The following is a 20,997-nucleotide window of genomic DNA, read 5'->3' as shown; positions in this document are numbered from 1 at the left end:
AGGTGGAAAAATGGAAAAAATATTAGAAGTTAAGAATTTATCTGTGTCCTTTAAGACTTTCTTTGGAGAGGTTGAAGCCGTTCGTGATATTAGCTTTAATGTAGGTAAATCTGAAACTGTAGCTATAGTTGGAGAGTCTGGCTGTGGCAAATCTGTTACTGCTAACTCCATAATGCAGTTATTACCTATGCCACCTGCTTTCTTTAAAAATGGAGAAATAATATTTGATGGTAATAACCTATTAAAAAAATCAGATAAACAAATGCAAGCCATTCGTGGCAATGAAATTTCCATGGTATTCCAAGACCCTATGACCTCTCTAAACCCAACTATGAAAATTGGAAAACAAATCGTTGAAGGTCTTGTAAAACATCGAAAATTATCAAAGGAAGAAGCAAGAAAAAAAGCTATTGAAATGTTAAATCTAGTAGCAGTACCTCAACCAGAAAAAAGAATTAATCAATATCCCCATGAGTTCTCCGGTGGTATGAGACAAAGGGTAATGATAGCCTTAGCAATGGTATCTGCCCCTAAATTATTGATTGCTGATGAACCTACTACTGCCCTTGATGTTACTGTGCAAGCTCAAATTCTGGAACTTATGAGAGAAATACAACAAAAACTAGATATGTCTATTATTCTAATTACTCATGACCTAGGAATTGTAGCAGATATGAGTGATAGAGTAATCGTTATGTACGCAGGACAAATTGTTGAAGAAGGTACTACTGAAGAAATATTTAAAAATACTAAACACCCTTATACTAAGAAGCTTTTAGCTTCAGTTCCTCGTTTAAATATGTCTAGAGAGGAACCCCTTCACTCAATTGAAGGAACGCCACCAGATTTATATATACCGCCTAAAGGCTGCTCCTTCTATGATAGATGTGATTATGCACTGAAGGTTTGTAAAAATCATATACCTGAGTTTGATAATCATAGTGGTACACACCAAAGCCGTTGTTGGTTAAACCATCCTATGGCTAAAGTCGCTGAAGGGAGTGAAGCATAATGGCAGAACCTTTAATATCTGTAAGAAATATTAAAAAACATTTTGATGTAGGCGAGGGAATGCTAAAGGCTGTAGACGGTATTAGCTTTGATATATATCCAGGAGAAACCTTTGGTCTTGTTGGAGAGTCTGGTTGTGGTAAATCTACTGCTGGTAGAACTATAATAAGATTATATGACCCTACAGATGGAGAATTAATATTTAATGGGCAAAATATCTATGAACTTTCTAGACATAAGATGCAAGAGGTTAGAAAAAACTTTCAAATGATATTCCAAGACCCCTATGCTTCCTTAAATCCAAGAATGACTGTAGAAGAAATAGTTGCGGAACCATTAGATATCCATCATGCCTATAAAGATAAAATTGAACGTAGAGAAAGAGTAGTAGAGTTATTGAAGTTAGTAGGATTAAATGAAGAACATGCTATGCGTTTCCCTCATGAGTTCTCTGGCGGACAGAGACAAAGAATTGGAATTGCAAGAGCATTAGCTTTAAATCCAAAATTCATTGTATGTGATGAGCCTATTTCAGCTCTAGACGTATCTATTCAAGCCCAAGTAGTTAACCTATTAAAGGAATTGCAGGAAAAACTTGGTCTAACCTATATGTTTATAGCTCATGACTTATCCATGGTAAGGTATATCTCTGATAGGGTTGGTGTAATGTATTTAGGTCACATGATGGAGTTAGCAAAATCTGAAGAGCTCTATGAAAATCCTATTCATCCATATACAAGAGCATTACTTTCGGCAATACCAATACCAGATCCAGATATTCAAAGAAATAGAAAAAGGATTATGTTAGAAGGAGACGTACCAAGTCCAATCAATCCTAAAGAAGGCTGTAGATTTGTAGATAGATGTTCTTATTCCATAGACAAATGTAGAGAAGTAACTCCTACCTTTGAAGAAATAAGACCAGGGCATTTTGCAGCATGCCATAGGGCGGGAAAGATTTAGACAATGCACAATTAAAAAGATAAAAAGATTAAAACCAAGATTCTTCACTGAGTTCAGAATGACAGGTATTTGTCACCATGAGAAAAGTGAAGGATCTTGGTTTTTTCATTGTGAACTGCGTAAGTGGCCTTTGGCTATGAATTAGACTTTTATCTTTTCAGTATAATTCTTAACTCTTTCACTTTAAATAAAACACATAAAACAAAATATACTACTACTCCAACAGCTACTGATATTAGCAATAACAACATCTTCATAATCTTTGTTGTTGCTATAATAGCTCCTAGCTTGTAATATATTAAAAATACTACTAGTCCCATTACAAGTGAAGCTGCGAGGGTTTTTATAAAACAAATTAAGTATTTTGTTAAACCTATTGCTCCTATTTTCTTTCTTAGACTTAAGAATAACATAATGGTCGTTACAGTGGCTGATATACTAGTAGCTAAGGCTAAACCACTATGCGCCATAGGTTTTACAAGTATTAAATTTAATACTAAATTTATAACTACTGCTATCATCCCATTTATCATAGGAGTTTTTGTGTCTTGTAAGGAATAATATACCCTGTTTAACATTAAACGCAAAGATGAACCTATTAGTCCTACAGAATAATATATAAGAGCTTGACTGGTCATATATGTTGCCAGTTCATCAAATGCATTTCTTTGAAAAAACAGATACACTGCTGGTTCTGCCAGTACAAGTATTCCTATTGTAGCTGGTACTGTTATAATTAGGATAATATTAATTCCTTGCCCCAAGATTTCCTTTACCTTTTCATTATTATTTTGAGAAAATGCTTGAGATAACATTGGAAATATTACTGTAGTTATAGCCATAATAAATACTGCTATGACCATATCATTAATCTTTGAAGCATAGCTAAGAGCCGATATACTACCTTCTATTAGATTCGATGCAAGGGTCTTATCTATAATTACATTTATCTGTTGAACTGCTGATCCAATAAGTACTGGTAGCGTTAAAACTATTGCCTTTTTTAAATACTTATCCCTTAGATTTATTTCAAATTTATATTTATATCCCATATGATTAACTGCTGGTACCAATATTAAGAATTGGGCAAATGCAGCTATTACCGATATTATCATTAAGGTAATTACATTGGAATCCTTTGCAAAGAAAAATAAATAGATTAAAAACACAAAGTTATATGGCAACCCTGATATAGCTGGTGGTCCAAATATTTGGCTACTATGAAGTATTCCTGAAAATACACAATAAAATCCTAGGAGTATTGCTATAGGAAGTCCTATTCTATTTAGTGTCACAGCTAAATCAAATTGTTCATCTTGGAAACCTTTAGCCAATATTTTAATTACCATAGGAGAAAATATATATCCTAGTATAACTATAAGAATAGTAATTATTAATACTATATTGAAAATATTATTCAAATATTTTAGTTTACCCTTTTTCCCGTACTTTTCTCCTATTTCAGAAAATATAGGTATTAACGTAGTATTTAAGGCAGCACCTAATGTGCTCATTATAATCACTGTAGCTGTAATAGCTACGAAATAAGTATCTGTCTCCTTACCAGAACCAAATCTATTGGCTATCATGACTTCTCTAACAAATCCTAAAGCTTTTGATAATAGTGTAAATATGGAAATCATTGCTGCTGATTGCGCAAGTTCTCGTTTCTTACTCATTTATATTCACCCTTTTATTCATCATTAACATATTTTGGAATGATTCTGCATTCATAGGTTTACCGAGATAATACCCTTGACCCAAATCACATTTACTTTCTAAAAGTATTTCTTGCTGTTCCTTAGTCTCTATACCCTCTGCTATTATCTTTAGTCCTAATGTATGAGCTAGCTCTATTATGGATTTGACCACAACCTCTTCTTCACTATTCTTCTTCATAGTCTTAATGAATTCTTGATCCATTTTTACATTATGAATAGGAAGTCTCTTTAATTGTGCTAAAGAAGAATAACCTGTTCCAAAATCGTCTAGTGCTATTTCTATGCCTAATTCTTCTAATTTTGTTAAAGTATAAATACAGCCCTCTAAATTTCCCATGAAAGATGTTTCTGTAATTTCTATTGTAATTTCTTCAGGTTTTATTTTATATTCCTCTAAAAGTTTAACTATTTCATTGTCTAAACCACCTTTTATAAGAGATTTATTTGAAATATTCACCGATAACTTAAGGTATGAATATCCTTTTTCATTTAAGAGCTTCTTTTGATTAAATGCCATTTTTAAAATCAATGATGTAACATCAAATATTTGACCTGTCTCTTCTATTAAAGGTATATAATCCATTGGTGGGATATAGCCCTTTTCTGGATGATACCATCTAATTAAACATTCTGCTCCATATATTGTATTGTCTTCCATATTAATAACTGGTTGATAATGTAAAGTAAATTGCTCCTCTTCAATAGCCCTTCTTACTTGATTGATCATAAAGGTATTATCAGCTATCCTCTTACCCATTTCCGCCTCATAGAATGCATATCCGTTTTTACCTTTGCTCTTTATATTATACATTGCCATATTGGCTGATCTCATTAAATCAGAGTAATTATCTCCATTATGAGGAAAAATAGATATTCCTATACTTGCTGATATAATAAACTCCTCTTTATCAATGCACCACGGTTTCCTAATTTCCTTTAGAATATACTCTGTCTTTCTAATTATATCATCTCTATCTTCTACATTATATAGAATAATAGCATATTCATCCTCACTTAGTTTAGCTAAAATATTTCCATCTTTATTTTCTTCTTTTAATATCTTAGCCAAATGAATTAAAAAATCATCTCCTGCATCATGACCTAAAGTATCATTTATCTGTGTAAAGTTGTCTATATCTATATATAGAAAACCTAATCTGATATTGTTAAGTTTCGCATCTTTTATTAATTTACCCGCCTCATTTTTTAGCATAATCCTATTGGGAAGTCCAGTTAAGGTATCGTAGTATGCTAGTTCATTCAGCCTTCTCAAAAGTTTCTTATGGTCTGTTATATCCGTCCCAAAAGAAATTATCTGAGTCACATTTCCATCTTCATCGTATATGGGAGAGTCTGTCCATATAAGTTCAATAATTCTATTGTCCTTAGATCTCCATACATCTCCTATACTGTTCTTTATAGACCTTCCACTTTTAAGGTATTCTACTAATCCTTTTACCTTTGGCTTCTCATCCTCATATAAAAATAAGTCAATCCAAGATTCCCCTATTATCTCTTCTTCCTTATATCCTGTAACCTTTTCTCCATAAGGATTAAAACTTATTATACTACCATCTAAATTCCAAGTGAAAATTATTAATGTAGAATTTTTAAATATATTCTCAGATAATATTTGTTCTCTATTCAATTTTTCTTGAGTAGTTAGAAGCCCTTCTGTTGTAGCAGATAATTCTTCCATGCTTTTATGTAATGCAATTCCCATATCCTTAACCTTTTTTAATCTTTCATATATTGAAAAATAAATTAAAACAGTCGTTAAAAATATAAAGGTCCACCCCTTATATTTCTGAATATCCTTGTACTTACTTGTATTTCCTATAATCTTATAAAAGAATTCATCCGAAAATTGTATCCAAATAAAACTTAATATGAAATATATAATAGAAGTCCTTAGAGCTTCTTTCTTAGGTAGCAAATCTTTTAAATTTAATAAATCCTTTAAATCTCTTTTCCCAGCTCTCACCATTTATCACCCTACTATAATCTTGTATTCATAGTAATTGTACCAAAATTATTTCTTAGTGTCATCTATTATCTCATCTTGTCGAACTATTATTAAGTTTTCTGCAGTCTCACTGCACAAATTCATTTGCTCGCTCCGCCCGCATGAATTTGGTCCTAGCGGACACTCCTAATGATAAATTCTATATTAAGGTTGGCGTTCGTTGCCTTTTTGTCCAATGAGCATAGCGAATTGTAGACAAAACGGACAGCGTAGGTGCGTTTGACCTACATCAACTCACAACCTTATTCTACCCCGTAGGGTATTATTCATTGGTGTCCGTTAGGACCTATCGTTCATTGTGTTAGGTCATTTTACGCAGTCTCACTGCACAAATTCATTTGCTCGCTTCACTCGCATGAATTTGGCGTTCGTTGCGTTTGACCTACATCAATTCACTATCGTTCATTGTGTTAGGTCATAAAAAAGCAATCTATTGATTCAATAGATTGCTTTCTAGTCCTTCTACAGTAAAGACATATGGCGAAGATCCCATCAATTGATTCTTATTGATTTCTAAAGTCATGGTTTTATAAGTAATGACTTGCGGCAATATGCTGCCTTCCTTAGGTGATTTGATATTTAGAAAAACCTTGTATTCATACTTATCTCTTAGTATTTTTTCAACATCCAAGGAATATCCAGGTGTTGGAAATTGTTTAGTAATAGTTACTAATACATTGTCTGTTTCTTCTTTTACTATTATTGACTCTTCTGCATTATAAGATTGAACAATCCCAGTAATATTGAATGATATTTCCTTTAGTCCTCTCATTGCCTCCAGTACTCCTTTCAATCTTTGCAAGATTATTATGGCTTCAGCCTGAGTGAGTTTTTTATCTGGTGCAAAACTTGTATTTGAAACACCACTAATAATCTTCAAATTAAATAATATCCTTAGTAATTCTATGCTATTTTTATTCATAGTATTAATATCTTGAAAGGGAAGTTCCTGATTTTCGTATTTTATTGTATCCATAGATACTAATTTATTTCCAATAAGCTCTACTATCTCTTCTCTAGTTAGGACTTCATATATGCCAACATTATTCGTACTGGTATCTAAGCCATAATCCTTAGATAAAGAAGCTAGGGATAATTCAAAGTCCTTTTTCAAGATATATTCATCTGGATTAAATTTATCAAAACTCTCCTTTGCTAAATATGGAAAATAGTAAGCTAGAAATCCTTTTTCAATAATATCCTTAGACCAATGATTAGCTAGCTTTTCATCTATATTAGCAAAAGCAACCACATTTGTTGAAAGAATCAATATTATTAAAACTACTGATACCAACTTTTTCACATAATCATCCCCCTCGTAATCAATTGACAATTAACAATTAACAATTGAAAATCTTTAGAACAAATTAATATATTAATGTTATAATTGTTCTTTGTTAATTGTTCCCTGTTAATTGTTATTATACCCCAATAAAGTGAAAAAGTAGTTACATTATGATTACAAAAAAGATCCTTCGCTACACTCTAAATAACAAGCACTATATCTGTCATTCTGAGCAATGCGAAGAATCTTATTTTATTTCTTTAATTGTGAATTATGCACTGTGCATTGTCAATTGTCATTTTGCTTCTCCTAAATATGCAGTTTTTACTTTTTCATCATTTAATAGCTCCTGACCTGGTCCTTCAAGCACCAAGGATCCTGTCTCTAAAACATAGGCATAATCAGCTATTTCTAGAGCCTTCTTCGCATTTTGTTCAACCAATAGGATCGTATTTCCTTGGCTGTGAATTTCCTTTATGATATCAAATATATCTTTAACCAGTAATGGAGCTAATCCTAATGAGGGTTCATCTAACATTAATACCTTTGGTCTTATCATCATAGCCCTTCCTACGGCAAGCATCTGCTGTTCTCCACCAGAAAGAGTTCCTGATTTTTGCCAAGACCTTTCCTTTAATCTAGGAAATAGATCATATACCTTATCCATATCTTTCTTTATCTCAGCCATATCACGTCTTGTATAGGCCCCAAGAATCAGATTTTCTTCTACAGTAAGATTAGCAAATACCCTTCTCCCTTCAGGAGATAAAGCTATACCTTTCTTTACTATATCCATTGTCTTAAGGTTAGTTAAATCATCTCCATCATATTCTACTTTTCCATCCTCTTTTTTCACCAAATTCATAATAGCTCTTAGGGTAGAAGACTTTCCTGCTCCATTTGCACCTATTAAGGTAACTATTTTATTTTCCTCGATATTAATATTTATACCTCTTAGGGCCTTAATGCCCCCATAACTAACATGAAGATTTTTTATAGTAAGCATTATTCCACCCCCAAATAAGCTTCAATAACTCTAGAGTTGTTTTGGATCTCTCCTGGATTACCTTCTGCTATTGAAATTCCATGATCTAATACAAATATCTTTTCACAGATTCCCATAACAACTTCCATGTGATGTTCTATCAAAAATATGGTTAAGTCAAATTCATTTTTTATATCACCAATAAACTCCATTAATTCCTGAGTCTCTTGAGGATTCATTCCTGCTGCCGGCTCATCTAATAAAAGCAGCTTTGGGTCTGTTGCTAAAGCTCTAGCTATTTCTAATCGTCTTTGTTTACCATAAGGAAGAGAAAACGCTTTCTCTTCTTTCTCTTCATATAAACCTACCTTTTGAAGTAAGTATTTAGCTTTCTCCATCATCTTCCTTTCTTCTCTGTTGTAATTTGGCAATCTCAATACAGAAGAAAATATACCTGATTTAAGTCTTAAATGGTTTCCTATAAATACATTATCAAGAACTGATAGTTCTTTGAATAATCTAATGTTTTGGAAAGTACGACATATGCCAAGCTTTGCTATTTGATCTGGTCGAAGGTCGGATATTATCCCTTCACTTCCTCCAGGATTAAAAATGACTTGCCCCTCTGTTGGCTTATATACTCCTGTAACCACATTAAATACAGTAGTTTTCCCTGCCCCATTAGGTCCAATTAGTCCAACAATTTCTCCGTCTTTAATATCTGCCGTAAAGTTGTTTACTGCAATAACCCCACCAAATCTCATAGTTACATTATCAATTTTTAGCATATCTACCCCTCACTTTCCCTAGGGTGTTTTTTATAAATCCGTCCTTTTTAAATATAACTACTAACATTAGAATCAGCGAAAATACTACCATTCTAAGACCTGGTAATGCAGGTGTTGTAACAAATCCTAGATTCATAGACTCATCTAAGAATCTAAGAGCCTCCATTGCTATAGTAATTACAACTGCTGCTACAGCAGTACCATTTATATTTCCCATACCACCTAATACGACCATTAGAAGAATGTTGAAAGTAAGGGCAAATTTAAATAAGGTTGGATCTATTGTTCCCAAAGATGCTGCTAATAGGCCTCCTCCAATCCCCGCAAAAAATGAACCAATAGTAAAGCTCATTACCTTATGTTTAAATAAATTGATACCCATAGATCTAGCAGCAATCTCGTCTTCACGAATTGCTTTGAATGCTTTACCATAGCTACCTTTCATCAATAGCTTCATAAATACAATAGTAAGAATAGCTATACCCCAAGCCCATAGGAGATTAGTTCTTTGTGATACTCCAAAAAGTTCAGATACCCTCTCATTTATGAGTAATTTTGGTATTCCTTTAAGTCCTAGGGAACCATTGGTTATACTTTGAAGATTGATAATTACAACTCTAATAATCTCTGAAAATCCTAAAGTTGCAATAGCTAGATAGTCATCAGTCAATTTTAATACTGGAGCACCAATTAAAAATCCAAATAAAGCTGCCATTAATCCACCCATAATTAATGCAAAGATAAATGACATATTAAGATTTAAAAGCACTGGCATCATTGGTTTCATGTAGAAATTCATTTCCTTAGCTGCTGTAGGCATAGTAAGGATAGCCACAGTATAGGCTCCTATTGCCATAAAACCTGCATGTCCCAAAGAAAATAATCCTGTAAAACCATTAATTAGATTCATACTTAAAGCAAGTATTATATATATTGCACAAAGATTTATGATTGTAACTTGATAATTGTCTAAATAAATATTTAGAAAAAACAATCCAACTAAGGCTATTACTATTAATGATATATTAAAAAGCAATTTATTCTTCTTCATAGGCTACACCTTCTCCGCTATTTTTTCTCCCATTAAACCTGTTGGTTTAACAAGAAGTATTATAATCAGTAGTATAAAGGCAAATGCATCTCTATAGCCTGTTAGTTCAGGTAAAAATGCTATAAGGAGTATCTCACCCAGCCCTAGAATAAATCCTCCTAGAACTGCACCAGTAATATTCCCTATTCCTCCAATTACTGCTGCTATAAAGCATTTAAGTCCAGGTAATACGCCCATATGAGGCATAAGTTGAGGATATTTTATTCCCCACATAATACCACCTACAGCTGCTAAAAATGAACCTATAAAGAAAGTAGTAGATATTGTTCCATTAATATTTATTCCCATTAAGCTAGCTGCTTCGTAGTCCTTAGATAATGCTCTCATTGCCATACCAGTTCTTGTCTTTTGAATGAAGAAATTTAAACCAATCAAAAGAATTACTGTAACTATGGGGATTATAAAGTTTACAAGTGATATTGAAACTCCTCCAATATTCGCTACTTTATCAAAAATTTCAGGGGTTGGGAAGGCCTTAGGCCTCCCTCCAAATACTAATACGCCTAGGTTTTGTAATAAGAATGACGCTCCTATAGCAGATATAAGAATGGTAATTCTCGGTGAACCCCTTAAAGGTTTATAAGCAAGTCTTTCTAACATTAATCCCAAAATTCCAGTAATAACTGAGGAAAGTATAAATACTATATACCAAGGTATTGGAGTATATGCTATACCATAATAAGTCAAATATACACCTAGCATAAAAATATCTCCATGGGCAAAGTTTATAAGCCTTAATATTCCATAAACCATAGTATATCCAATAGCAATTAGAGCATAAAGACTTCCTAAGGAAATACCATTAGCCATATGTTGTGAAAATTCTTGTATGCTCATCATAATTCCTCCATTTAGTCCTTTTATTTTATTGGTTCTACTGTTGTTAAGTAAACAAACTTGCCATCTTTAACTTGATTTATGACTGCAGATTTAACAGCATCTCCATTTTCATCTAAAGTAATAACTCCAGTTGAACCTACAAAGTCCTTAGTTGCTGCAATCTTATCTCTTATAACAACTGAATCTGTTGAGCCAGCCTTTTCAATAGCATCTATAATTACCATATAAGCATCGTAACCTAGAGCTGCAAAAGCATTGGCTTCTTTACCGTATTTAGCTTTATAATCTTCTAGGAAAGTCTTAGATACCTCAGTTACAGGAGACTCTGATGTAAAGTGAGTACTATATACTGCCCCTTCTACTGCCGCTCCACCTATTTCTATAAATTCTGGAGCTTCCCAAGTATCTCCACCAAGTATAGGAGCTGTAATGCCTAAGTCTCTTGCTTGCTTAATCAATAATGCTGATTCACCATAATTTCCTGGAGCAAATATTACATCTGGATTTAATGATTTGATATTAGTAAGTTGAGCTGAGAAGTCTTGATCTCCTGTATTATAAGAAGTTTTACCAACTATAGAATCTGCAGAGCCAGTTAATTCTATAAAAGCTTGTTCAAAATATGTGGAAAGTCCTACGGAATAATCTTGCTGTACGTCTTGTATTATAGCTGCTTTCTTTGCACCTAAGTCTTTAAATGCATAGTTAGCCATAACTGTACCTTGGAATGGATCAATGAAACATACTCTAAAATAATAATCATTATTTAAAGTAACAAGTGGGTTAGTAGGTGAACAACCTACTGCTGGAATCTGTGCAGCTTTAACGATATCTCCCGCTGCCATGGATAATGAACTGCCGTAGCTACCAATGATTGCAACTACTTTGTCCTTATCAATAAGTCTTGATGCCGCATTTGCTGCTTCAACCTTATCCGATTTATTATCTACTATAACTAAGTCTACTTTTTTGCCTAATACTGTTCCCAATTTTTCATTAGCTAGCTTAATACCTTCTACTGTCATCTCTCCACCAGCTGCACTAGCACCAGTCATAGGTTCAAATACGCCTATTTTAATAACATCGCTATCTGAGCCAGATGTTTGTTTTGTGCCACATCCTGCTAATAACCCTAGCACTAAAATTGCTGACAAAATAAATAAAAATGCCTTTTTCTTCATTTAAATTCCTCCCTTTTATTTTATTAAAGGCATGAATGATTACACGCCCTAAATACATAAATAATTTAAAGTTTGCAGGAATTATTATGTCACCTTTTAATTTGAACTTGACTTAAATGGGTTTCAAAAAAGGCTTCCTTAATGTATTTAGCTTAAATAGAAGCCTTTATTATTCTATCAGTATATCACTTAGTTGTGATAAAGTCAATTGCGTAACTTTTATCAATTTTTTGAAACTATTTTATTATTTGAAAAATCTGTTATATCCTACTTGATTAATCTCTTATATCTAACTTATTTAAATTAATTATATCTATAATTGAAATTTAGTATGTGACCAACTGGAAAATATAGGGTATAATAATACTCGATATAATACATTGCCACGAGGAGTGAATAATGTGATTCAAACTAAAGACAAAACTAAGAAAAAGAAAAGAAAAAGTATTGGAACCGCTTTAATGTTAACCCTTACACTAATCATTGTTACATTCTCCGCCATTGTAGGTACTACTACATATCTCATTGCTAAAAATTCTCTAATTAATTCATCGGAAGAATTATTACTAAACAAAGCAATTGATTCTGCAAACATTGTAGAGTCAAGAATACAAATGTATATTTCTTCCATAGAGCCTCTAGGGAACTTTGAATTTTTAGGAGATCCTAGCATACCATGGGAGGAAAAATTAGAATTACTTAAAGTTGAAAAAGGTAGATTAGGGTTAACAGGTATTGGCATTGCAGATACAAGAGGAAATTTAATCTTAGACAATAATAATACCGTAGCTGTATTAAATTATGACTATTTCAAAATAGCCAATAATGGTAAATCATATTTTTCTCAACCATTCTATAATAGCCAATCTAAAAATATGGATGTAGCCATTTCCACCCCGATCAAATTTAATAACAAAATAGTAGGAGTCATCATAGCTTTTAAGGATGCAAATGAATTTTATGGTTTAGCGAGTGATATTAGAATTGGCGATACTGGCTTTGCTTATCTTTTAAACGAAGATATAGATATTGTTTCTCATCCAACTGTAGTATCTGGTGCTACCAGTGATACAACTGTGTCTAGTGCCACTAATGGCGGAATTGAAACTAAGGTTAGTTTCAACACCTTGACTGAAAGAGTATCAGCGAGTTCTAAGTCAGATGTAGAAAAGATAATAGAAAATATAGGAAAAAAAGAATCTGGAGTTGGGCAATATGAAGAAGATGGTAAAATTATTCATTTAGGATATGCACCTATTCCATCTAAAGGGTGGACAATCATCGTAAATATCACTGAAAATGAAATCTTAAAAGACTTAAATTCCTTGAAAAAAACTTTGATTACTATTGGAAGCATATTATTAATTATTGGCTTAGCTTTATCATATCTTATTAATCGTGGAATAATCGATAAAATTATTGATATGAGCAATAAAACGAAGCATTTATCAGAGCTAGATTTAACATTTACCATAGATAAAAAAGTTCTAAATAGAGAAGATGAACTTGGAATTATGGCACAGGCTATCCAAAAGGTAATCGATAGTATAAAAGGATTCGCTATTGAAACTCAGAGCTCTTCTCAGCTTGTAGCAGCATCATCTCAAGAGTTGGCTGCCATAACGGAAGAATCTTCAGCCGCCTCCACGTCTATAGCTGAATCTGCCAATAATATATCTGAAAAATCTCATGTTCAGTTACAAGAAATACTCAAAGTATCAACTGAAATGAACAATGTATTGAACCAATTTACAATTGCATTAGATGAAAGCACATTAGTAGAAAAACTTAGTAAAGAAGCCTTTGAAAATACAGATAAGGGTAAAAAAGCTGTAGATGAAGTAATAGAACAAATGGACAATATAAAAGATAGCACTAATAAAGTAAAGCTTTATCTTGAGGATATAAACAATAGCTCTAAAAAAATGGATGAAATTTTAATAGTTATCCAAAACATAGCAGAACAAACAAATTTACTTGCTCTAAATGCAGCTATAGAAGCAGCAAGGGCTGGGGAAGCCGGAAAAGGATTTTCTGTAGTAGCTGATGAAATTAGAAAACTTGCTGACCAAACTAAAGACTCTACAGATGAAATCAATGATATCATTAAAAACAATCATGATCTAATAATAGATACAAGCCGCCATATGGAATTTAGTAACGAAGAGGTAAACAAAGGGATAAAAAAAGTTAATGACACTAAAAAAACCTTTGATTATATAGCCAAGATTATTGATGATATGAATTCAGGTATGTCTAAAAGTGCAAGAGCTATAACCAATGTTGGTAGCAGTATAGATGAAGTAGTGAATTCCATTCAAACGGCAGAATCCATATCACATGAAGTAGCTGAACAAATCTATAATGTTTACTCAGCAACTGAGGAACAAATGGCATCTATGGATGAAATCACTGGATCTACAGATTCCTTAGCTAGATTAGCTGATAATCTACAAGAAATATTTAGAAATATAAAATTATAATTAATAAGTAACAAAAACGGTGCAACCTCAGCCACCTAGATTTTATAGTTATATAGAGAATCTATTTCTAACTAACTATATATGGCGGCTGGGACGGCCACCGTTTTTGTTACTTATTTTCAAATACTATTTCTCCCCCAAATATGGTAGCTACCACATCTACATCCTTTATACTATCTTCTTCTATATTAAATATATCTTTCGACAATATAACCATATCTGCAAGCTTTCCCTCTTCTAATGATCCCTTTATATTTTCTTCAAAGGAAGCATAAGCTCCTCCCATGGTATAGCCATATACTGCCTCTTCAACTGTTAACTTTTGATTTGGCAACCATCCTCCAGCAGGATTTCCCTCTAGATCTTTTCTAGTAACAGCTTCGTATATTCCCTTCAACACATTAAATGTCTCAACTGGAGAGTCGGACCCACAGGCTATAGGTACATTTCTGTCTAACATAGATTTCCAATTATATGAAGTTTTTTCCCTATCCTCTCCAACCCTATCCTTTACAATTTTCCAATCATAATCTAAAAATATAGGCTGTATATAAGCTATTGCTTTTAATTCTGAAAACTTTTCCAGAAGCTCTTCATCAGTTATCTGACAATGAACTATACCATGACGATGATCTTCTTTAGGATTCTTACTCAGAGCTTTTTCCATACTTTCAAAAGCCATATACATGGCCTTATCTCCTATGCCATGGATTGCTGTTTGCATATTATTGCTATTAGCTAAATCTACTATAGCATCTAATTCTTTTTGACTAATAGTAGTTATTCCTTTTGTATTAGTATCATCAGAGTAAGGTTCAACTAAAGCTGCGGTCCTAGCACCTAAAGAACCATCTATCAACAATTTCAAAGGTCCTATTTTAAAAAATCTATCACCCCAAGAAGTTCTATACCCTTTTTCTATAAATCCTTGCAATTCATCTATATCAGGAATTAAACACTGCTCATATATCCTCATTTTCAATTTATTTTCTTCTTTTAACTCTTGGTATGCTAATATTACTTTCTCGTAATCTCCATCTGAAAATGCACCTAAATCGTCAGTTCCAACAGAAGTAATACCACATCTATTCATATCTCTAATAGCATCTACCATCATATCTTTTATCTCTTCTATTGTAGGGCTTGGAAGATTACCGTATACTAATCCAACGGCATTTTCCCTAAATATACCTAAAGGCTCTCCCTTCTCATCTAAATCAAAATGGCCTCCATTTACTTGTGGTGTGTCTTTTGTTATATTTAATAATTCTAATGCCTTACTATTTACTACAACAATATGTCCGCATGCCCTTCCGATTAAAATAGGATGATCTAAAGATATGTTATCTAAATCATATCTTGTTGGAAATCTTTTTTCTCCCTGAAAGTAATCCTGATTCCAGCCTCTGCCATTAATCCATTCTCCTTTTTCTATACACTTCTCTTCAATAGCTCTCCTAATCCTATTACTTATGTCATCTATAGAATTAGTTCCTACAAGATCTATCCTTTTTAAAGAATGTCCATAACTTAATAAATGCATATGGCTGTCATTAAATCCAGGTACAACAACTTTGCCTTTTAAATCATAAACTATTGTATTATCTGTCTTAAGTGATATTATTTCCTGAGTCCTACCAACTTTTTGGATAATATCCTCCTTCACTGCAATGGATTCGAACATATTTCTTTCTTCATCCATAGTATAGATTTTCCCATTTATTAATATTAAGTCCACTAAATCCCCTCCTTATATAATTATATTATACTACAAAAAACTAAAATAACTTTAGATTAAGGTAACCAAAATCTAAAGTTATTTTAATATATTAAGGTCTCAAAAATTTTCCTATAGGTTCAGATACTATTTTCCCATCTTGGAATATAGTCTTTCCTCTAAGAATTGTTCGTGCAATCTTTCCTTTAAAGTTCAATCCTACAAGCGGACTTACTTTATGCATATAAAATAAATCCTCATTTTTTAAGACAAAACTTTCATTTAAGTCAACTAAAACCACATCCGCATCATATCCTATTTTTATTGCACCTTTATTTTTTATTCCAAATCTTTCTGCTGGATTTAGTGATATAAGTTTGAAAACATCTATAAGTGATAGTCCTCTATTATGATATCCTTCAGTAAGCATTACATTCATTGTAGATTGACAGCCTGATATTCCTCCCCATACCTTGAAGAAGTTGCTATCTTTCTTTAATTCAAATGGTGCTGGTGAATGATCTGAGCAAACTATATCCACATTCCCTACAAGAACATGTCCCCATAGTTTTTCTTTTGTGTCCTTTGCTCTAAGAGGTGGACAGCATTTCCCTATTGCCCCTAATCCTTCTAAATCATCTTCTGTAAATGTTAAATATTGAGAAACAGTTTCACAGGTTACATCTATACCTTTTTTTCTAGCTTCAACAACTAGCTGAACTCCTCTTGCAGTACTAATATGGGCAATATGAAGTTTACACTTTGTTTCTTCAGCAAATAATATAACTCTTTGAACAGCTTCAATTTCTGAAATCTCTGGTCTAGAGTTTAGGAAATCCCTAGGTGTAGTTTTACCTTCTTTTATAAACTTGTCTGTTAGTTTATTTGTTATGTCCCTATTTTCAGCATGCACTGATACTGGTAATCCCAGTTTAGCAGCGATTTCCATACCCTTGTATAATGTCCAATCGTCTGCACCTTCAAATTCTTCCAGACCGCTAAAACATGTAAAGGCTTTAAAGCCAACTACTCCTCTTTCTGCTAATTCTTCTAGATTTTCTAAATTATTAGGTGTTAATCCACCCCAGAAGCTATAATCAACAAGCGAATTTCTCTTAGCTGCCTCAAGTTTTAAATCAAAATTCTCTCCATTTGTTGTTACAGGTGTTGAATTAAGCGGCATATCTGTAAATGAGGTCATTCCTCCAGCTGCAAGAGAAGATGTGCCAGTAAGTAATGATTCCCAATTTGTACGACCTGGTTCATTAAAATGAACATGACAATCATAACCACCTGGCAATATATATCTCCCATGAGCATCTATTTCCTCTATGGCAATACCAGTTATTTCAGGCTTCAATTCTACTACTACCCCATCAGCTACAGCAATATCTAGTTTTTCCACTGATTCATCTGTTACTACTATACCATTACGAATGATTAAATCATATTTACTCATAATATTCTCCTCCTATATAACCTTAGATTTCTAGATTTTTACCAGTAGGTTTTTGCTGATGGCATTTTTTTCATTAAAATATAATATGTTAATGCTGTAGGTGGCAGACTTGCATACCATGATAATCTTACTTCTAATAGAGCTACAATTGCACCTACTGCAATAGCAATAATTGCTGCCCAATTTATTCCTTTAAAAGGTCCTTCTTCATTATATAAATCTGCCAAATTAATTTTTTCTTTTTTAATAAAGAAGTAATCAACTATAAGTACTGCAAATATTGGTCCTAAAAATGCTGAGTACGCTTGTACAAATAGATTAAGTCCTGCTGCTGACTCTGGACTAATTAACTTCCATGGAAATGTAGCAAATGAAAGTAATCCAACAATTATAGCAGATTTTTTGAAGGAAAGTTTAAATGTATCCATCAATACATATGAAGGAGGTAATATATTGTTCAAAACATTAGTAGTAATCTGTGCTGCTGCTATGAATATCATCGTTACAATTACTAAGAATTGATTGTCTACTGCTGACGAGAATACATCTATTGGATTAGCCATTCCAGTAGCAGTTGATACTATAAGTCCTATCATACCCATGAATATAGTTATTGGTAATATAGCTGCCCAATATATTAATCCTGTAATTGCAGGTTTTGTTCCTTGCTTGTAGTTTCTTACATAATCTCCTACATTTAAAAGTACTGTACAGTTAACTCCTGTAAACGCTGTAACTCCTCCCCAGAAAGGTAAACCCCAGGACCCTTTGAAATCTACAATTTCTGAAGATATTACTGCACCGTATTTATTTATTACACTAAAGAACATATAAGTAAGCGTTAAGAGAATAAATATTGAACCTATGTTTTCTAGCCATTTGATTCCCTTAAATCCTGTAGTTGCTAAAGCAATTTGTATTAATTGAAAAAGTATAAAAAATAACACTTGGTTTTGATACCCGAATAATGAATATGATACCATATTAATAGCTGATGCTCCTACCCATGATTGGAAGCCAAACCATATTATAGCTGGAACCCCTCTTATAAAGCCTGGAAGCTTAGAGCCTTTTATACCAAAGGCAGATCTAAGTTGAATAGTATAAGGAACACCATATTTGTGACTAAATTTACCATTAAACACTAATCCAACTGCCACAACTGTTGCTCCTATAAACATGGCTACTAATGCTTGAACAATGTTAAGTTCATGAGTCATACTTGAGCCTAAGGTAAATGTACCTATTGATACACAACCACCTAACCATGCAAACAAATAAGACCAGTTATCTAAAATACGTTCCTTTACAGGATATAAGGATTCATCCTGTCCGTCATGCCCAATACCATCTACAATAGCATTATCTAATGTACTCATTGTCCAACCCCCCAATTAATATTAACTTCAACAAAAGCATATAAAATTTTACGCACAGCTTATGAGATCCTATTTCCTCCTTTTTTATTTTACTTATGAACATTATATTATTTTTAACAATCTTTTGTTTATCCTTTATAGATAAAAGAATTCTTCCAATTTATCCCATTAGTGCAAAGGGAATTTTTGACAATAAAATAATCAAGTTTTTTACTGTTTAATACTGAGAAAGCCTCGAGAAAAAATAAGTATCATTTATGGTGCCAGGCACCATAAATGATACTTATTTTTTCTTAATTCTATCTTTTCTCCTCATATACATCTAAAGCTGCTTGTAAGGCTTCTCCTCTATTTACAATAGCCCCATTTCTAATTAAAGAAGTTTCCAAAGCAGAAAGTACTTTTAGTATATTTTCCTTACGACTGCTATATCCCATGGAACCTATCCTCCATATCTTACCTGATAAAGAGCCAAAGGCTGCTGCTATCTCCACCCCAAAATCTTCTATCATTCTCTCACGAATTTCATCCTCTTTGATTCCTTCTGGTACATATACGCATGTTACTGTCGGCAATTTATTTACCTTATCACCAAATATATGAAGTCCCATAGCTTCTATACCTGCTACCAGTGCTTTCTCATTTAATGCATGACGGGCAATTCTAGCCTCAAGTCCTTCCTCTTTGATTATTCTAAGTCCTTCCCTTAAGGCATATAGCATAGAAGTTGACTCTGTATGATGATTTAGTCTAGTTGGACTCCAATATTCTTGTATTTGGCTTAAATCTAGGTAATTTGAACTTATCATCCTGTCATTATAAGAATCTATCTGTAATCCTTGCTCAACTTTTTTCCTTTCACTTAATATCTTTTCTACTCTTTTATTATATGTTAAAGGTGCCATCCCTGTAGGTACTGATAAGCACTTTTGTGTTCCAGTAATGACAGCGTCTATATTCCAGTCATCAGTCTTAAATTCTGTACCTGTCAAAGTAGCTACTGCATCGACTACTAACAGAATGTCATTTTCACGACAAAATTTACCTAGCTCTTCTAAGGGCTGCATACGGCCTGTTGAGGTTTCTCCATGAACTACTGCTACTACCTTAGGATTTACTTTTATTATTTCATTTTTCAAATCTTCAAACTCATAGGTTTTACCCCATTGGATTTCTGTCGTATATACGTCTCCTCCAGCTCTTCTAGATAGCTCTGTCATAAGATGACCAAATCTACCGAATATGGGGATATAAACCTTATCATTAGGCTCTATTATACTTGAAATTACAGCCTCTATTCCTGCCCTAGCAGTTCCATCTACTGGAAAAGCTTGATGATTTTCAGTTTGGAATATATATCTAGTTAATTCCATTGTTTCATCCATTATTTGTAAGAAATTAGGATCATATTGACCTAATATTGGTGCACTCATAATCCTTAACACTCTTGGTTCTGCTTCTGCAGGACCAGGTGTCATTATAGTTCTTTGTGGTATTACCAACTCTTTATACATATAGATTCCTCCCTTAATATTTAGAAACATCTCCTAACAATATCTCTCTGAATGTACCACTTTTATATCCCATTTTTATTAGTCCCATTGCTGAGCTTAATACAGCATGTTTAGCCTCCATAATAAAGCTTACACAAGTTTCCTTAGCTATTTTGCTAAGTTTTTCTTCCATTAATAAACTGAAATCGTAGAATCAAAAATTTTAGCATCTTCCAAATTAAAGATTTCTGTGGATAATTCATCACCTGTCTTTAATCTATCCACTAATTTATCTACAACTTCTCCTCATATACACATATTAAATAAAGAAATAGCCTTATCTTTACCCTTATTTCCATTATTCTATAAAATGCAGCTAAATTACCTATCAAATGTTGATAAAGAAATCATATCTCTTATATCCTAAGTGGATAATAACTTATATAAAAAGCCCCATCCTAAGTAGATTACTTAAGATGAAGCTTTTATGGTTTTGTTAAGTGTTAATTAGATATCTTCGAAAAAGTAAGCAACTCTGAAAAATCAAAGCTGAAT

16 protein-coding genes are annotated in these 20,997 nt (G+C 32.9%); 3 read left to right on the top strand and 13 right to left on the bottom strand.

The genetic code is table 11. From position 1 onward, the window contains the following. The first annotated feature begins 10 nt into the window (after window positions 1–10). Window positions 11–1,012 (top strand): ABC transporter ATP-binding protein, encoded by a 1,002-nt coding sequence (locus KQI38_RS10020; protein ID WP_216558947.1) that lies wholly within the window; start codon window positions 11–13, stop codon window positions 1,010–1,012. After that, a complete protein-coding gene (locus KQI38_RS10015) occupies window positions 1,012–1,974 on the top strand; it encodes an ABC transporter ATP-binding protein (protein WP_216558944.1) in 963 nt (320 codons plus the stop codon). Before KQI38_RS10020 ends, KQI38_RS10015 begins: the two co-directional genes overlap by 1 nt. Before the next feature lie 149 nt (window positions 1,975–2,123). Here the strand turns inward: KQI38_RS10015 and murJ are convergent, their stop codons facing one another. From murJ to KQI38_RS09975, 8 genes are all read right to left on the bottom strand, one after another. After that, window positions 2,124–3,653: a murein biosynthesis integral membrane protein MurJ gene (gene murJ / locus KQI38_RS10010; RefSeq protein WP_216558941.1), complete on the bottom strand. Its 1,530-nt coding sequence runs from the start codon at window positions 3,651–3,653 to the stop codon at window positions 2,124–2,126. Beyond that, window positions 3,646–5,682, bottom strand: coding sequence for a sensor domain-containing protein (locus tag KQI38_RS10005; protein WP_216558938.1), 2,037 nt, complete (start codon window positions 5,680–5,682; stop codon window positions 3,646–3,648). The genes murJ and KQI38_RS10005 overlap by 8 nt, the downstream gene beginning before the upstream one ends. A 469-nt stretch (window positions 5,683–6,151) precedes the next feature. Further along, complete coding sequence (locus tag KQI38_RS10000; RefSeq protein WP_216558935.1) at window positions 6,152–7,024, bottom strand: protease complex subunit PrcB family protein; 873 nt, start codon at window positions 7,022–7,024, stop codon at window positions 6,152–6,154. 277 nt (window positions 7,025–7,301) lie between these two features. Then, window positions 7,302–8,012 (bottom strand): ABC transporter ATP-binding protein, encoded by a 711-nt coding sequence (locus KQI38_RS09995; RefSeq protein ID WP_216558932.1) that lies wholly within the window; start codon window positions 8,010–8,012, stop codon window positions 7,302–7,304. Then, window positions 8,012–8,779 (bottom strand): ABC transporter ATP-binding protein, encoded by a 768-nt coding sequence (locus KQI38_RS09990; protein ID WP_094899563.1) that lies wholly within the window; start codon window positions 8,777–8,779, stop codon window positions 8,012–8,014. Before KQI38_RS09990 ends, KQI38_RS09995 begins: the two co-directional genes overlap by 1 nt. Continuing rightward, window positions 8,766–9,830, bottom strand: coding sequence for a branched-chain amino acid ABC transporter permease (locus tag KQI38_RS09985; RefSeq protein ID WP_216558929.1), 1,065 nt, complete (start codon window positions 9,828–9,830; stop codon window positions 8,766–8,768). The genes KQI38_RS09990 and KQI38_RS09985 overlap by 14 nt, the downstream gene beginning before the upstream one ends. A gap of 3 nt (window positions 9,831–9,833) precedes the next feature. Then, window positions 9,834–10,727: a branched-chain amino acid ABC transporter permease gene (locus KQI38_RS09980; RefSeq protein ID WP_094899562.1), complete on the bottom strand. Its 894-nt coding sequence runs from the start codon at window positions 10,725–10,727 to the stop codon at window positions 9,834–9,836. A 23-nt stretch (window positions 10,728–10,750) separates the two neighbouring features. Then, complete coding sequence (locus KQI38_RS09975) at window positions 10,751–11,911, bottom strand: ABC transporter substrate-binding protein (RefSeq protein ID WP_094899561.1); 1,161 nt, start codon at window positions 11,909–11,911, stop codon at window positions 10,751–10,753. Between the two features lie 401 nt (window positions 11,912–12,312). Between KQI38_RS09975 and KQI38_RS09970 the strand changes: the two genes are divergently transcribed. Further along, on the top strand, window positions 12,313–14,394 hold the full coding sequence (locus KQI38_RS09970) for a methyl-accepting chemotaxis protein (protein WP_216558926.1): 2,082 nt from the start codon (window positions 12,313–12,315) through the stop codon (window positions 14,392–14,394). A gap of 109 nt (window positions 14,395–14,503) precedes the next feature. On the opposite strand, the gene KQI38_RS09965 is transcribed toward KQI38_RS09970, so the two are convergent. The 5 genes from KQI38_RS09965 to KQI38_RS09945 all read right to left on the bottom strand — a co-directional run bounded on the left by KQI38_RS09965 (window position 14,504) and on the right by KQI38_RS09945 (window position 20,635). Beyond that, on the bottom strand, window positions 14,504–16,132 hold the full coding sequence (locus tag KQI38_RS09965) for an amidohydrolase (RefSeq protein WP_201259664.1): 1,629 nt from the start codon (window positions 16,130–16,132) through the stop codon (window positions 14,504–14,506). A 91-nt stretch (window positions 16,133–16,223) separates the two neighbouring features. Further along, a complete protein-coding gene (gene allB, locus KQI38_RS09960) occupies window positions 16,224–17,570 on the bottom strand; it encodes an allantoinase AllB (RefSeq protein ID WP_216558924.1) in 1,347 nt (448 codons plus the stop codon). Between the two features lie 38 nt (window positions 17,571–17,608). Beyond that, the gene (locus tag KQI38_RS09955) at window positions 17,609–18,949 is read right to left on the bottom strand and encodes an NCS1 family transporter (RefSeq protein ID WP_216558921.1); all 1,341 of its coding nucleotides are present in this window, start codon (window positions 18,947–18,949) and stop codon (window positions 17,609–17,611) included. Window positions 18,950–19,248: 299 nt separating this feature from the next. Then, on the bottom strand, window positions 19,249–20,463 hold the full coding sequence (locus tag KQI38_RS09950; protein ID WP_246565751.1) for a pyridoxal-phosphate-dependent aminotransferase family protein: 1,215 nt from the start codon (window positions 20,461–20,463) through the stop codon (window positions 19,249–19,251). Between the two features lie 13 nt (window positions 20,464–20,476). Then, window positions 20,477–20,635 carry a hypothetical protein gene (locus tag KQI38_RS09945; protein WP_158220005.1) on the bottom strand — a complete coding sequence of 53 codons (159 nt, stop codon included), beginning with the start codon at window positions 20,633–20,635 and terminating at the stop codon, window positions 20,477–20,479. Window positions 20,636–20,997 lie beyond the last annotated feature (362 nt).

Source organism: Tissierella carlieri (genome assembly GCF_018917285.1).
GTDB lineage: Bacteria > Bacillota > Clostridia > Tissierellales > Tissierellaceae > Tissierella > Tissierella carlieri.
The sequence above is the reverse complement of the archived record's forward strand: the minus strand, read 5'-3'. Positions and strand labels throughout refer to the sequence as shown.

Excerpts from the sequence above, each read along its gene's own strand:
- KQI38_RS09995 (WP_216558932.1), bottom strand. The coding sequence starts at position 8,012 with ATGCTTACTATAAAAAATCTTCATGTTAGTTATGGGGGCATTAAGGCC.
- KQI38_RS10015 (WP_216558944.1), top strand. The coding sequence starts at position 1,012 with ATGGCAGAACCTTTAATATCTGTAAGAAATATTAAAAAACATTTTGAT.
- murJ (WP_216558941.1), bottom strand. The coding sequence starts at position 3,653 with ATGAGTAAGAAACGAGAACTTGCGCAATCAGCAGCAATGATTTCCATA.
- KQI38_RS09975 (WP_094899561.1), bottom strand. The coding sequence starts at position 11,911 with ATGAAGAAAAAGGCATTTTTATTTATTTTGTCAGCAATTTTAGTGCTA.
- KQI38_RS10020 (WP_216558947.1), top strand. The coding sequence starts at position 11 with ATGGAAAAAATATTAGAAGTTAAGAATTTATCTGTGTCCTTTAAGACT.
- KQI38_RS09950 (WP_246565751.1), bottom strand. The coding sequence starts at position 20,463 with ATGTATAAAGAGTTGGTAATACCACAAAGAACTATAATGACACCTGGT.
- allB (WP_216558924.1), bottom strand. The coding sequence starts at position 17,570 with ATGAGTAAATATGATTTAATCATTCGTAATGGTATAGTAGTAACAGAT.
- KQI38_RS09945 (WP_158220005.1), bottom strand. The coding sequence starts at position 20,635 with ATGGAAGAAAAACTTAGCAAAATAGCTAAGGAAACTTGTGTAAGCTTT.
- KQI38_RS09990 (WP_094899563.1), bottom strand. The coding sequence starts at position 8,779 with ATGCTAAAAATTGATAATGTAACTATGAGATTTGGTGGGGTTATTGCA.
- KQI38_RS09985 (WP_216558929.1), bottom strand. The coding sequence starts at position 9,830 with ATGAAGAAGAATAAATTGCTTTTTAATATATCATTAATAGTAATAGCC.
- KQI38_RS09980 (WP_094899562.1), bottom strand. The coding sequence starts at position 10,727 with ATGAGCATACAAGAATTTTCACAACATATGGCTAATGGTATTTCCTTA.
- KQI38_RS09955 (WP_216558921.1), bottom strand. The coding sequence starts at position 18,949 with ATGAGTACATTAGATAATGCTATTGTAGATGGTATTGGGCATGACGGA.
- KQI38_RS10005 (WP_216558938.1), bottom strand. The coding sequence starts at position 5,682 with ATGGTGAGAGCTGGGAAAAGAGATTTAAAGGATTTATTAAATTTAAAA.